We start from the raw sequence: 13,977 nt of genomic DNA, 5'->3' as shown, positions 1-13,977 counted from the left end.
ATCGGCCACCGAGTTTCAATTTTTCAGGAATCCTGCAATAAAGACCGCGACTACTAACTAGATGGAACCCTTGGCCCTGGTCATCGACGATGAGCCCGATATCTGTGAGCTGCTAGCCCTGACATTGCAGCGCATGGACGTTCACTGCCACACCGCCGCCACACTGAGGGAGGCGCAGCGGTTGTTGGATGAGAATCGCTATGATTTTTGCCTCACCGATATACGCCTGCCAGACGGCGACGGCCTACAGCTGGTGGAGCACATCCAAGCGCAAGATAAAAGCGATCTGCCGGTGGCGGTCATCACCGCACACGGGAATATGGATACCGCTATCAAGGCGCTCAAACTGGGCGCCTTTGATTTCGTCAGCAAACCGGTGGATCTGGAACGACTGCGTAGTCTGGTGCAATTGGCGCTGCGCCTGAACCACAAGCGCACTGATACGCAAAAACCAAATTCTGATCACCTATTGCTCGGCGAAACCGAAAAGATGCGGGAGTTGCGCCGCCAAATCGCCAAGGTGGCACGCAGCGATGCCCCTATCTATATCAGCGGAGAATCTGGCTCCGGCAAGGAATTGGCAGCCCGATCCATCCACGCCCAAGGGCCACGCGCCGACAAACCTTTTGTGCCGATCAACTGCGGCGCGATTCCCGCGGAATTGATGGAAAGCGAATTTTTTGGTCACAAAAAGGGCAGCTTCACCGGCGCCCACAGAGACAAACCCGGTCTGATGCAGGCCGCCGAAGGCGGGACCCTCTTCCTGGATGAAGTGGCGGACCTCCCTTTAGACATGCAGGTTAAACTGCTGCGCGCGATACAGGAAAAATCCGTGCGCCCAATCGGCGCCAGTCAGGAGGTACCGATAGACGTCCGTATTCTCAGTGCTACCCACAAAGATCTCGCCAAGGAAGTGGCCGAAGGTCGCTTCCGCAACGATCTCTACTACCGTATCAACGTTATTGAAATCACTGTGCCCCCACTGCGTGAGCGCAAAGAAGATATCCCTCTCCTGGCACAAACCATTATGCAGCGCATCGCCACCAATGCCGGTGTTTCCCCTCCCCACCTCTCTGCAGAGGCGATGGAAGCGTTAAAGAACTATCAATTCCCCGGCAACGTGCGCCAACTGGAAAACACCCTGGAGCGCGCCTTTACACTGAGCGACCAACAGATTATTCGCGCACAGGATTTGCATTTGGAGCGGGAGGCGCTGTCAGCAACACGTAGCGCAGAACAACCGACTCCTCCCCGTCCCCCTTCCCAGCCTGCCGCAGCCCAGACCTATCCCGGCCAGTTCGACCCAAGCCACTACGGCTCCCTGGATAGCTTCCTCCAGGCAATTGAAAAAGAAGCCATCGAGAAAGCTTTGAACGAAACCCGCTGGAATAGAACCGCCGCAGCTCAAAAGCTTGGCATCAGTTTTCGCTCCCTGCGGTACCGGCTGAAAAAATTGGGATTGGAAGATTAAGGAAGCTTTGATTAATTTGCGTGAGTGCGGTAAGTAGACCTTGGGGACTCAAGTAATAAGATGAATATTGCGACAACGTACGAGCGCCCCGTAGCTCCCGCGGATTGTATCCTGCATCCAACAGTTTCTAAATGTCCACCTCATCAGCAGATGATTCTCATCTGAAAGCTAAATATCTCCGCTTCCATAGGGTGAATTAATCAGAGATTCTTCCACGATTACTGTAAATGCGGACTAGAACGTTCGTACTGCAATAGCCTGTAATTGGCTTTTTTCCTGCAATCGGTATGCTAATGCAAACTCAAGGAAGAGGAGTTTGTACTGTGAAGAAATCTTTAGGATTTACTCTTATCGAGTTGCTTCTCAGCATTACCATCCTTGCAATTGTTGCTTCTTACGCCTTACCTACCTTTAGCGATCTCACCCGGCGTTACAAGAGCGAAGCCAAAGGTCGGGAACTTTTCGAATTACTCATTTTAATGCGCACCAAGGCATACAGTGAGCATAAAAGCTACACATTATGTCCAAGCGAAAATGGCAGTAGTTGCGGAAAAGACTGGGCATATGGCGCAATTTTATTTGCAGACAATGACAGAGATGGAGAACTGGACGCTTCTGAAAAAATTGAACGCACACTATCAAAGTTGGAAGATGGCGCCACTTTGAGTTGGAACGCGTTCAACAATAAAGGTTTTATCACTTTTCGCCCAAATGGCACAACCCCGGCACAAAGTGGAAATTTTAAATACTGCCCTCCTGGAGGCGAAGAAAAATACGGCTGGTTTATTATCTTAAACACTATCGGCCGCCCCTATTTCGGAAAAGACCGGGATGGAGACGGTATTGTAGAAAATGGCAGCGGATCTCCACTGACCTGTGATGCAAAAAACTAAACACTCAATGAGTGTTTCCCTGGCGGAGTAGCACTCCGCCAATTATCAGAAAACCAGCAAAACAGAACTGTAACTGCGTAAGTTACCTCGGCTCCCTAGCTAACTACAGCTCTTTCTCCAGCACATCTCAGAGTTATCGAAAGCGCCATTATCATCCCTATCCCAGGCCCGAACACCGGATGATCTCAACTCCAATTTACCATCACCATCCTGCCCATTAATCGGGGTTGCCTGCAGAGTATATCCCTCAGCATCGGCATCTGTAATGCGTAAATTGTACGTTTTATTACCACCATCTAGCGGCGCCTGGCTAGGGAAAATATCTGGAACGCCACCAGTATGTGAACCAGCATAAGTACCATTTTGTGTAAAATGTTTTTCCATTGCCTGCGCCAGGCCCATCAATGCACCCTGGGCATCGGCACGGTTTGCACTTCGCACATGCTCTCGGTACGACGGCCATGCCACTCCAGCCAACACTGCGATAATCGCCACCACGATCATCAACTCGATTAACGTAAAGCCATTTTGTCTTTTCATAATTGCACTCTGTCAGTGTGATCAGGGCCTGTAACTTACCACTATCAAACTGTTATATCAGACTATTAATTAGGAGTAATTTCTTCCCAGCTGAGGCGGCCCGCACTGCTCCCCCCACCTGTTTCAGTAGGCCTTCCACTGGTGCTTCCTGAAGTGTCCCCGGTATACTGCCATACGACGCCGCTGCCTTTAATGAAGCCGGATTCATTGGGCATTCCTGATGTCACCATCTCCCCAATCAAACCCTGATCGTCACTATTGATCTCTCCATCTCCATTCGTATCAAAAACAGCAAAATCTGTCGGAGCTAGGCCAGTACGAAAATCCACTGACATTAGCCAACCGTAACCTCCAGCAGAGCACACCTGCCCGGTAGGAATCATAGTGTTGAAAAAGAGTACCTCGTCAATAAGGGTAGGACGTGTGACCACTCTCTCTCCACCATCGGGGGTAACCCCCGTTTTTAATTGCATATACCAGCCGCTTTTGCTACTCCAATCCACCGCGCTGCCCGTAGCCTTCCGCAAGGTTTTTACACTACCATCGGCCTGCGTTACATCCTGATTAACTAACGTACGGATTTCAAGGTCCGCCTTGCTGAGGCCGTACTTTCCGTTATCCGACACCGCATAGAAACCGCCAGCGGATGTATCGGCGGTATCCACTTCCGTCAAATACTGACCGGATCCGAAATAAACCAGCAGGTTCGGGGTAGAACCGTGGCTATACACAACATTTTTAGCCACTAGCGGCGCAGCTGTGATAGGTTCTCCGCCTGTGGAAAATAGAGGTTTCGGATTATTGCTCGCATCCTTGATCACATCCCAACTACCGGTTTTACTGAGGTCAAAAGCCCACATATTCCCCTTTAAGTCTCCCGCGTAAACACGGTCAATAGTGCCGTCCAAGTCAGCATCCACTATGGCAGGCGTAGACAACCCATTCTTATCCATTGAACTGCCAACGCCGGTAGAGATATAGACATAGTTATTGCCCAGACCATCATTGCCATCTAGATATACGATGAACAAACCTGCATCGCCAGTGGTACTGTTATAGCCGTTGCCAAAAATTGCAGCCCACTCACCATTGGATAAACGACCTATCTGCGGACGGCTAAAGGTGTAACCCAGATTATTGTTATCCGAGTCTGTAAACTCCCACATCACCAGTGAACTGGCATTCGCAGCAATAAAGTTCGCCGGTTCGGTCACATCCAAGGCATAATAACCCTTTCCGCCGGCTCCAAGGCCACCGACCAAAACCGTCTTCCAAGCACCATCAATGTAGGCATCTGTAACCGTCGGCGTACCATCCACATAATATTTGTGCTGATAGATCTGGGAAGTCAGTGCATGTAATCCTTTTTCATCCTCGGTACTGGCCAAGGCTGAGGGAGAATAAGCGATCAATTCTTTTCCGCCATCAGAACCTGTGGTGCTGGCATTAAAACCGTGGAGAAAGCCGTCATTGGTTCCGACATACACAACAGGAGTCCGGCTACTTTTAGCGGATTTAAAGGCGCTATAGCTACTCGCTTCAGGAAACTTTTCTGTTTCCCAACCCGCATCCGGTTTGGCGACATATACGGGCGATGAATTAATAATATCGCCCAAGCGGCTAACGCGCTGGCGGAACTCATCTTCGGCTGCGCCTTCATTGGAGCGGTCGCCGCGCAAATAGGCTATCCGCTCCACTGCCCGGCTGTCAGTTACTGCTACTCCGGTAGAGGTATTTATATTTAAATCCTGCTCACTGACAGTATCAGCATTGGCTACGTCTAACCCGGCACTGTCAGCGGTAAACAGCACACCGCCACCTTCAGCAACGCCATCGTTATTTTTATCCAAGTCAGCTCGATATGTGAGCATAAAGCGCTGACTGATATCAGACAGAGCATCCAGTTTAGCTCCTGCCTCCCAGACAGGCGTTGATGATATTTTGCCGTCGCTATCAATGGAGTATGCGGCAAGCTCACCACTCCAGTTACCACTATCAAACTTGGCTGCAAACAGCGCTGTATCAGACTCCAAAGACGTGCTATTGAAAGAAACCGCGCTGGAGCTACCAACAATTGCGTTAACTTTACTGATAATCTGGTTAAAAGTAGTTTTCAGTTGCGAAGCGTTATCCGCGGAATAGACGCCGCCGCCGCCCAGGGCACCCGCGTTTACCATCACATCTGTGTCTGATAGACCTTGGCTTGCAAAGCCAATCAGATAACTGGTGATATTATTTTTTACTGGAGTACCATCGGGTTCCTTTAGGTCTGGCCGCAGATCGATTTCGTAAAGCGCTTTAATTACGTCATCCATAGACTCATCATCGCCATGCGTACACCCTTCCGGTCCTTCACAAGGAGTGTCATATTTTTTCAGAATACTGCTAACATTGTCATCAACAGAAGGTTCCCCATCAGTCAACGCCACCATAAAACTTTTTTGGCAGTAATACTGAATTGCTCCGTTTTCTACACCAGTCTGAGGAATAGGCACCCCATTCCAGTGTGGCTGACTACTGAAAATCACATCTCCTTGAGCTTCTTTGGCATCGCCATTTTTATCAACATATGATAACTTTTGGCTTTCATATCCACTAATAAAATAGCGACCTATATCTTGAAAACTTTCAGCCAGTGGGGTACCACCACTTGCACTGATCTTATCTATCGCTTCAAGCAAATCTTCGCGTGAATCATCAGTTATACTTGTAAGCCCTGACAACGCCCGGGCACCGTCACCAGCATTAAAGTCCATCAAGCCCACGCGAACATTCTCCAGGCCTGAAACCAATTCAGCTGCTGCAGATTTCATAATGTCCGTACGGCGACCAACACCAAGCTTGATTCGACGAGCAGTTTTGCCATCCTCTTCTAAAAACTTATCTGCAGTATATGTTCCCGCAGCAGTTTTTGTCGAAAAGAACCAATTCAAAAAATGACCCGACTGCCTAGGACGAGCACCATTACTGCCATCATCATACAAATTCAAATAACTATAAGTTTGATAATCCCCCGTTCTATAATATGAACTACTATTCCCATCTGCATAAAACCGAACAGCAAAGTTTGTATTATTATCAAAACAATTATTTACCGAGTTCCAGGTTTGCCAGTCACCATTCTGGTAAGACTCTATGCTGAATTCCACCTTGCCAGAATATTTGTTAACTCGGTAGTTAACCGTATAGTAATTGTTGTAGTTTTTCCTATTTTTATCAATTGGATTTGCACAAGGGATATTCTCAGCAGGGTCATAATCTTCCGGCGGCAACACAACCTCATACATAGAACCAGATGAGTCCAGCAAGAACATAATATTTGGCTCAGCCGAGCCTCGAGTATAGAGTGGCACATCAGATAGCGTACCCGGTGCCGCAGAAGCGCTAGTGGCTAAAGTAAGCAAGAAAGCTGCACTCATGGCACGCAATGGAAACTGTACACCTGCCTTTTTATTTAATTCCATTTTTTTCACTCTCTTAAAATGCCTTGCCGTAGAGGGTTACAACTATGCGTTCAGTACCGCCAATACCCTGCCCACGAGCGACTATCTTAAAAACCTGAACATCACTAGCGGAGAGCTTGCTAACCCCCGCACTCTTATCAACACTGGAAACGTCGGCATCGTTAGTCGCTTGGCCCGCCATTTCTATAAACATACGCCCCTTCAGTTTGGTGACACCGTCAGGGCCTTTCATTGAAACTTCTTCAGCCCTGGAGTTGGCGTCCTTCCAGGTATCCGCAGCGAAGAGATCATCGGGACCGTCGCCAGCAGTACGCAACCAGCCAGTGGTACCAAAGGAAGAGGTATCCGTAAGACTATCGATATACGCCTCTCCCTTGCGAGCCATAGTTTCAGCGACTTCCAGTGCAATCTTTGCGTCTCGGGAGGCAAACGTCATTCGCTCATTCATTAATACCCCTCGGGCGCCCGACACACCAATCAAAGTAAGCACCAGAAGAATTATCAGGCTGACGATTAATACCGCACCGCTTTGCCTACCTATACTCTTCATCACATAGCCCCCCTGTTGCGCACTTTTACTGTCGCCACATAAAGCTTTCTCAAGCGCCCATCCGAGTAAGTCGTCTCGGTTCCATCCAGCTCAGTAATTTTTTGTTCACCGGCACCTGCATTTCCTTCACTCGCCACAAGTAGCTGCAATTTAATTGCTGTTACTCCAGCCATTACACTTAAGGTAGAACTTGCATTCTGCCAGGTATCTACAATACCGTTACCGGTCGTATCTCTACCGTAGGAAACCTGCATATCCTCTATGCCAGGAACCAATTCCTGAGTGATATCACTGGAGCCGGTCACCTCTCGCATAAACAGAGAATTGGTTCCAGCGGCACTTTGTGCGATGAAAAAAGTCCTCTGGTAAGGCAAAAGCAACCTGGAATCCGCACCATAACTCATTGTCAAAGTGTCGCTTGTGTTTTCTATCCAACCACTCTTCACGGATCCCGCAGCATGGGCAATCACTCTGTCACTGCCACCACCCAGGGTTCCACTAACCCCTGTGATTGTCAGCGCATCAGCAGCAAGGCAGTTTGAAACAAGAACCACTTGGCCTGCAGTAATAGGGCAATTGGAGGTGACTTTAAGCTCGCCCGGGACAGAAGTGTCCACTAACCTTCCGACTCCGCCACACGCATCCATTGTGCCGCTCAAAATCAAAATATCCGTGCCATCTACAACATCTATTGAATCTACCTTCTCACTGGAATCGGCATTGTCTATTCCTTGCACGCCATCGGCACCGATAGAAGCCAGAAAACCACTACTTACATTGAGATGATTATCAATACTGGCCACATCTGATACACACCCCCAGTAGTCCGCGGAGCGGATTTCCTTACTCAGCAAATCGATAGCAAAGCGACCGCTTTCCTGGACCCGGGAGAAGGCGGTTTGCATACGCATAGTGTCACTGTTGCTTTGGAATATCTGCAGGACTCCCAACAACAAAAGAGAGCTCAACAATATGCCAATCATCAGTTCAATCAACGACAGACCGCGCTGCCGGCCAAATAGCTGCATGATTAAAGCTCCACAATCATTTCAAATGAGGCATCTTCCAGTGCACTTGCCGAGGTTCCGTAATCCTCTCCGGTATGCTGCTCTTTCCAGTCAATCTTCACCGTCACCACACCTCCATTGCGGCTGATAGTGCCTTTCGCGGAGGGTAGATTCGACTTCAGAACTTGGTCCCACTCATAAAGATCCCGGGCGGCAAGCTCGTTGACGGAGCAGGATGAACTACAGTCGTTGCTGGAAGTGGAAGTACCACTTACCGTGCCATCGTAAGCCCCTTGCTGGACACCGCTGGGGTTGGCACGCATACGCTCGACGATCTCCTGAGCCGCCAAAGCCGCCATGTAACGGTGATGAGCACCGCTACCGTTCTTCAGACTCATCATCTGCGTGGCTGCAAGGCCGAGTAACCCAACCGCCAAAACTAGAACCGATACCAACACCTCGATCAGTGTCGCCCCTCTTTGTGTTTTCATCCTAATCCCCACTGCTACAGGCAATGCCGGTATTCAAGCGAATTGCACCAGACACCAGCAACTCGAGCTCTCGACCATGATTCCCAGTGCGATCGTCACACAGTTTCAAAGTCAAAGTGTTGCCCAGGCTGCCCCCGCCACGGGCGTTAAAAGTAAAGTCAACATTCTTGGCGTTAGCGCCGCCGATATTGGCATCCAGAGCCAAGGTCGCAAGATCGATATTGAGCTCCCGCAGCTCTTCACCACTATCGAATCCATTGTCGCTATTACTGTCGAACCAAACCCTAAGCCCATTGGCGACATCGCCATCAATTGCGCTAACGCGAACTCCGCCCCCCCGACGCACGGCCTCTGCTCGCGCATATTGCAGCAAGCCGTTTAGGTCATTGGTCATGGTGGCGACACGATTATTTTTAATCATGGTATTAAAGGAAGGGACAGCCATCGCGGTAATAATGCCCAAAATCATAAGCACTACCATCAGCTCAACGATGGTGAAACCAGCTAACCGTCTAAAGTTGCTCATTATTGCTTTACCCTGGAAACACGGACTGCCAGCACAATGCCATGCATCAAACTAGCCTGGTGCATGTATACCAACTTGGCGTAGCAGTTAAAGGGAGGGAATCGACAATTTGCAGGAGAGGCCGATAGGCGGTACTGGGGAGGCGACAAATGGATTGGAAGGTGGAGGATTAGCGAGGACAGCTAACCTCCAGCCCACTTTTAGAGGTGCGAGCTCTGCTTAATCAGAAGCTGCTTAGCGCAACTCTTTCGGCAGAGAAAAGCGAATATTCTCCTCCCGCCCCGCCATCTCCCGTGGCAACTCGGCACCCAGCTGACGCAGGCGCTCGATCACTTCCTGTACCAGCACCTCTGGCGCCGAAGCGCCGGCAGTGATGCCGATTGCTTTTTTGCCCTCGAGCCAGGCCGGCTCTATATCTGCGGCACCATCGATCAGTTTGGCGGTGGTGCCACAGCGCTCGGCCAGTTCACGCAGGCGGTTGGAGTTTGAACTATTGGGGCTGCCGACCACCAGCACTAGGTCGCTTTCCAGTGCCAGTTGCTTCACGGCGTCCTGACGGTTCTGGGTTGCATAGCAGATGTCATCCTTGCGCGGGCCGCGAATATTGGGAAAGCGGGCGCGCAGGGCGTCGATGACCTTGGCGGTGTCATCCATGGACAGCGTGGTCTGGGTGACGAAGCTCAGATTGTTTTCGTCTTTGACCTGCAGCTTGGGTACATCTTCCTCGTCTTCGACCAGATAGATAGCACCCCCATTTCTGGTGTCATACTGCCCCATGGTGCCCTCCACCTCTGGGTGGCCGGCATGGCCGATCAATATACACTCCGCCCCCTCGGCACTAAATTTGCTCACCTCCATATGTACCTTGGTCACCAGCGGGCAGGTAGCGTCGAATACCTTGAGACCGCGTGCGGCGGCCTCCTCTTGTACCGCTTTGGAGACGCCGTGCGCACTGAATATCACGATGACGTCGTCCGGTACTTCACTCAATTCGTCGACAAAAACTGCTCCGCGTTCGCGCAGGCTCTCCACAACGAATTTGTTATGCACTACTTCGTGGCGCACATAGATGGGCGCACCGAATACATCCAGGGCACGGTTGACGATATCGATGGCCCGGTCGACACCGGCACAAAAGCCGCGAGGATTGGCAAGTCGGATTTGCATATTCAGATCAACACTTGTTCGCTGCGAAGATACCGGAGGCCAGTTACTGAATGGAGTCCACCTGGAGAATTTTTACATGGAAGTTCAGCGTCTGGCCGGCCAGTGGGTGGTTGAAATCGACGGTGACTTCGTCCTCGCCTACTGAACGGATGACACCGGGCAGCTCGCCGCCGCCATTGTCAAAAGAAACGACCAGCCCCGGCTCCAGTTCCATATCCGGAGAGAAGCTGTCACGCCGTACCTTTTGAATATTACTGGGGTTTCTCTGCCCAAAGCCCTGCTCCGGCGGTATTTCGAATTGCGCCTCATCGCCGGCTTTGAGACCGAACAACGCCTTCTCGAAACCGGGCAGAAGATTGCCGTCGCCGACACTGAATGTGGCCGGCTCGCCCTCAAAGGTGGAGTCGACGACGCTGCCATCGTCCAGCTTCAAACTGAAGTGCAGGGTAACCCGGCTGTGCTCTCCGATAACGGTATTTGCCATCTTTCTTCTATACTTCCGCGCTCTTCTCCGCCTCGCCTTTCTTGCCGGCAAAGAACAGCAATTCGATCACCAGCATGGCCGCGCCGATGCTGATCGCCATATCCGCCACATTAAACACTGGAAAGCTCCAGCTGCCATAGTAGACGGAGATAAAGTCACGCACATAGCCGAGCAGCATCCTGTCCCAGAGATTGCCAATAGCGCCACCGAGAATCAGCCCCAAAGCCGCAGGTTCCCAGCGCTTTGCCGGAGAAAGCCGCCACAGCCACACTGTCACCACAATACTGAAACCGAATGCGATAACACCGAAAAACCAGCGCTGCCAGCCGCCGGCATCAGCGAGAAAACTAAAGGCGGCACCGTAGTTCTCCGCGTAGGTGAACTGCAGCAGGCCGGGGATGATCTGCATTGCGGGGCCGTACATAAACGCCTCCACCGCCCACACTTTTGTGGCGATATCCAGCAGTATCACCCCCAGCGCCAGCCAGTACCAGCGCCACGGGTGGCTGAAAGCCTTTAAACCCGTTTTAAGCATAGTGCCGTTCCTCACCGGAACCAGCCACATTGTCCACGCAACGGGAGCAGATCTCGGGATGCTCGGGGTCCGCCCCCACATCGGCACGATAATGCCAACAGCGCGCGCACTTGGGGTGGTCGACTTTGCGCACATCCACTTTAAGTCCGGACAGTTCAGTACTGTGTGCACCTGCGGCATCGCTGAGGCGCTGGACCGAGGTGGAAGAACAGATCAATACAAACCGCAGCTCGTCCTCAAGCTCCGCCAGTTTGCCGCGCAGCTCGTCGTCGGCGTAAAGCGTCACCGCCGCCTGCAGAGACCCGCCGATATTGCCCGCCGCGCGCTGTTCCTCCAGCACTTTGTTCACCGCAGTTTTCACCTGGGCAATCGCTGCCCAGTAGTCCGCCCCTTTGGCAAAATCCGCGGGAAGTTTCGGCAGAGGATACCACTCCTCGAGGAATACGCTCTCCGCCTTTTCCCCTGGAATAAATTGCCATACTTCTTCGGCAGTAAAGCTCAGAATCGGCGCAATCCAGCGCGCAAAGGCCTGGACAATGTGGTAGAGGGCCGTCTGCGCCGAGCGGCGCGCGACACTGTCGCGTTGTGTGGTGTACTGGCGATCCTTGATGATATCCAAATAGAAGCCACCCAGGTCCACCACGCAGAAATTGTGCAGTTTCTGGTAAATATGGTGGAACTGATAGTGGTCATAGGCTGCGACAATTTCGTCCTGCAGGCGTGAAGCCTTGTCCAGCGCCCAGCGGTCCAGCGCCAGCAGCGCATCTTCCGGCAGCAGGTCCGTTTGCGGATCGAAGCCAGCCAGATTGGACAGGAGGAAGCGCGCCGTATTACGCAAGCGGCGGTAGGAGTCCGCGGTGCGCTTCAGGATTTCGTCGGAGACCGCCATCTCGCCGCTGAAATCGGTAGCGGCAACCCAAAGACGCAGCACATCCGCACCCAGTTTGTTAATGACTTCCTGAGGCGCAACGACGTTACCGACAGACTTTGACATCTTGCGCCCCTGGGCATCCACGGTGAAACCGTGGGTCAGCACCTGCTTGTAGGGAGCACAGTTGTTGATGGCGATAGAGGTTTTCAGAGAAGACTGGAACCAGCCGCGGTGCTGGTCGGAGCCTTCCAGGTACAAATCCGCCGGGAAGCGCAGGCCCTCTCGGCGCTCCAGCACGGCAAAGTGTGTCACACCAGAGTCGAACCAGACATCCAGAGTGTCGGTGACCTTCTGGTACTGATCGGCCTCGCTGCCCAACAGCTCACTCGGGTCTAAATCGAACCAGACATCCATGCCCCCCGCATCGACGCGCTCGGCCACTTTCTCCATCAGTGCCGGGGTGTCCGGATGGATCTCGTGTGTCTCTTTGTGTACGAAAAGAGCAATGGGCACGCCCCAGGTACGCTGCCGCGAGATGCACCAGTCCGGACTGGCATCCAGCATGGCGTCAATACGTGCCTTACCCCAGTCGGGGATCCATTCCACCTGATCCGCGGCCTGCTGTGCATGATCGAGCAGGTCATTCTGCTGCATACTGATAAACCACTGCGGCGTCGCGCGATAGATCAGCGGCGTCTTGGTACGCCAGCAGTGAGGGTAGCTGTGCACCAGTTTGTCCTCGCACAGCAACACGCCTTTTTCTTTCAGCAGGGCAACTATTTTGTCGTCCACCTTGTAGACATGCTCACCGGCGAACAGGGGCACACTGTCGCGGTAGACCCCGTTGTCATCGACGTAATTCAGCGTGTCGATTCCGTAGCGCTTGCCCACAAGGAAGTCGTCCGGACCGTGGTCCGGGGCCGTGTGCACACAGCCAGTACCGGCGTCGGTGGTTACATGGTTACCGAGAACAATCGGCAACAACTTGTCGTAGAAGGGGTGGTGCAACTTCAGGTGTTCCAATGCAGCACCGCGGATGCGCCCTACCACCTCACCGCTGAGACCGGCGCGTTCCAGTACCGCATCCTTGAGCGCTTCCGCCACCAGAATACGCCTGTCGCCAGCCTGCACCACAACATACTCCAGCTCAGCGTTGACCGAGACCGCCTGGCTGGAGGGAAGGGTCCAGGGAGTGGTGGTCCAGATGACGACTGAGAGGGGGCCGTCGCCGGCGTGACCTCCGGCGGCATCGGCGATGGCCAGGGCCGTTTCCTCGGTGGCGGGGTAGCAGACATCGATGGAGTAGGACGTTTTATCCCGGTACTCCACTTCCGCTTCCGCCAGCGCCGAGCCGCCGACCACGCTCCAATAGACAGGCTTGAAGCCGCGCGCCAAGTGGCCATTTTTCACGATGCGGCCGAGAGCGCGAATGATGTCCCCCTCGAACTGAAAATCCATAGTGCGATAGGGATTGTCCCACTCCCCCAGTACGCCCAGGCGGACAAAATCCTTTTTCTGCCCCTCGACCTGCTTGGCGGCGTATTCGCGGCATTTCTGGCGGAACGTTTTGTAATCCACCTTACTGCCAGCTTTGCCGATTTTGGTTTCCACCTTGTGCTCAATGGGCAGGCCATGGCAGTCCCAGCCGGGCACATAGGGGGCGTCAAAGCCGCTCAAGGTCTTTGACTTGACGATGATGTCCTTCAGGATCTTATTGACCGAGTGACCGATATGAATATCGCCGTTTGCGTAGGGCGGGCCGTCGTGGAGGATAAACTGATCGCGCCCGGCGCGCGCTGCGCGGATCTTTTCGTAGAGCTTTCCCTCCTGCCATTTTTTTAGGATGGCCGGTTCCCGCTGCGGCAGGTTGCCGCGCATAGGAAAATCGGTTTCGGGCAGGTTCAGAGTGGCTTTGTAATCGGTCATTGGGTATCCGCTTGGCTCAAGTGCTGATCATTGAATTCTGGCGGGGCAAGGG

Annotated in this window: 12 protein-coding genes; 2 read left to right on the top strand and 10 right to left on the bottom strand. The window is 52.5% G+C overall.

The window, feature by feature from the left end:
- Window positions 1-61: 61 nt before the first annotated feature.
- Window positions 62-1,471 carry a sigma-54-dependent transcriptional regulator gene (locus tag BM155_RS15370; RefSeq protein WP_067151180.1) on the top strand — a complete coding sequence of 470 codons (1,410 nt, stop codon included), beginning with the start codon at window positions 62-64 and terminating at the stop codon, window positions 1,469-1,471.
- 323 nt (window positions 1,472-1,794) lie between these two features.
- Entirely contained in the window at window positions 1,795-2,364 is a 570-nt protein-coding gene (locus tag BM155_RS15365) for a GspH/FimT family pseudopilin (protein ID WP_067151178.1), read from the top strand.
- A gap of 99 nt (window positions 2,365-2,463) precedes the next feature.
- Here the strand turns inward: BM155_RS15365 and BM155_RS15360 are convergent, their stop codons facing one another.
- The 10 genes from BM155_RS15360 to ileS form a co-directional block, all read right to left on the bottom strand.
- On the bottom strand, window positions 2,464-2,904 hold the full coding sequence (locus tag BM155_RS15360) for a type IV pilin protein (RefSeq protein WP_074904052.1): 441 nt from the start codon (window positions 2,902-2,904) through the stop codon (window positions 2,464-2,466).
- 65 nt (window positions 2,905-2,969) lie between these two features.
- Entirely contained in the window at window positions 2,970-6,368 is a 3,399-nt protein-coding gene (locus BM155_RS15355) for a PilC/PilY family type IV pilus protein (protein ID WP_139223299.1), read from the bottom strand.
- A gap of 13 nt (window positions 6,369-6,381) precedes the next feature.
- Window positions 6,382-6,918 carry a pilus assembly PilX family protein gene (locus BM155_RS15350; RefSeq protein WP_067151172.1) on the bottom strand — a complete coding sequence of 179 codons (537 nt, stop codon included), beginning with the start codon at window positions 6,916-6,918 and terminating at the stop codon, window positions 6,382-6,384.
- Entirely contained in the window at window positions 6,918-7,946 is a 1,029-nt protein-coding gene (locus BM155_RS15345; protein WP_074904048.1) for a PilW family protein, read from the bottom strand. Before BM155_RS15345 ends, BM155_RS15350 begins: the two co-directional genes overlap by 1 nt.
- A gap of 2 nt (window positions 7,947-7,948) precedes the next feature.
- Window positions 7,949-8,416, bottom strand: coding sequence for a type IV pilus modification protein PilV (pilV, locus tag BM155_RS15340; RefSeq protein ID WP_074904046.1), 468 nt, complete (start codon window positions 8,414-8,416; stop codon window positions 7,949-7,951).
- A gap of 1 nt (window position 8,417) precedes the next feature.
- Window positions 8,418-8,942: a GspH/FimT family pseudopilin gene (locus BM155_RS15335; RefSeq protein WP_067151166.1), complete on the bottom strand. Its 525-nt coding sequence runs from the start codon at window positions 8,940-8,942 to the stop codon at window positions 8,418-8,420.
- A gap of 234 nt (window positions 8,943-9,176) precedes the next feature.
- Window positions 9,177-10,109 carry a 4-hydroxy-3-methylbut-2-enyl diphosphate reductase gene (ispH, locus tag BM155_RS15330; RefSeq protein ID WP_074904044.1) on the bottom strand — a complete coding sequence of 311 codons (933 nt, stop codon included), beginning with the start codon at window positions 10,107-10,109 and terminating at the stop codon, window positions 9,177-9,179.
- A gap of 43 nt (window positions 10,110-10,152) precedes the next feature.
- Entirely contained in the window at window positions 10,153-10,593 is a 441-nt protein-coding gene (fkpB, locus tag BM155_RS15325; protein ID WP_074904042.1) for an FKBP-type peptidyl-prolyl cis-trans isomerase, read from the bottom strand.
- A 7-nt stretch (window positions 10,594-10,600) separates the two neighbouring features.
- On the bottom strand, window positions 10,601-11,128 hold the full coding sequence (lspA, locus tag BM155_RS15320; RefSeq protein ID WP_074904040.1) for a signal peptidase II: 528 nt from the start codon (window positions 11,126-11,128) through the stop codon (window positions 10,601-10,603).
- Window positions 11,121-13,925 carry an isoleucine--tRNA ligase gene (gene ileS / locus BM155_RS15315; protein ID WP_074904038.1) on the bottom strand — a complete coding sequence of 935 codons (2,805 nt, stop codon included), beginning with the start codon at window positions 13,923-13,925 and terminating at the stop codon, window positions 11,121-11,123. The genes lspA and ileS overlap by 8 nt, the downstream gene beginning before the upstream one ends.
- Window positions 13,926-13,977 lie beyond the last annotated feature (52 nt).

It is taken from the genome of Microbulbifer thermotolerans, assembly GCF_900112305.1.
GTDB classification, from domain to species: domain Bacteria; phylum Pseudomonadota; class Gammaproteobacteria; order Pseudomonadales; family Cellvibrionaceae; genus Microbulbifer; species Microbulbifer thermotolerans.
The sequence above is the reverse complement of the archived record's forward strand: the minus strand, read 5'-3'. Positions and strand labels throughout refer to the sequence as shown.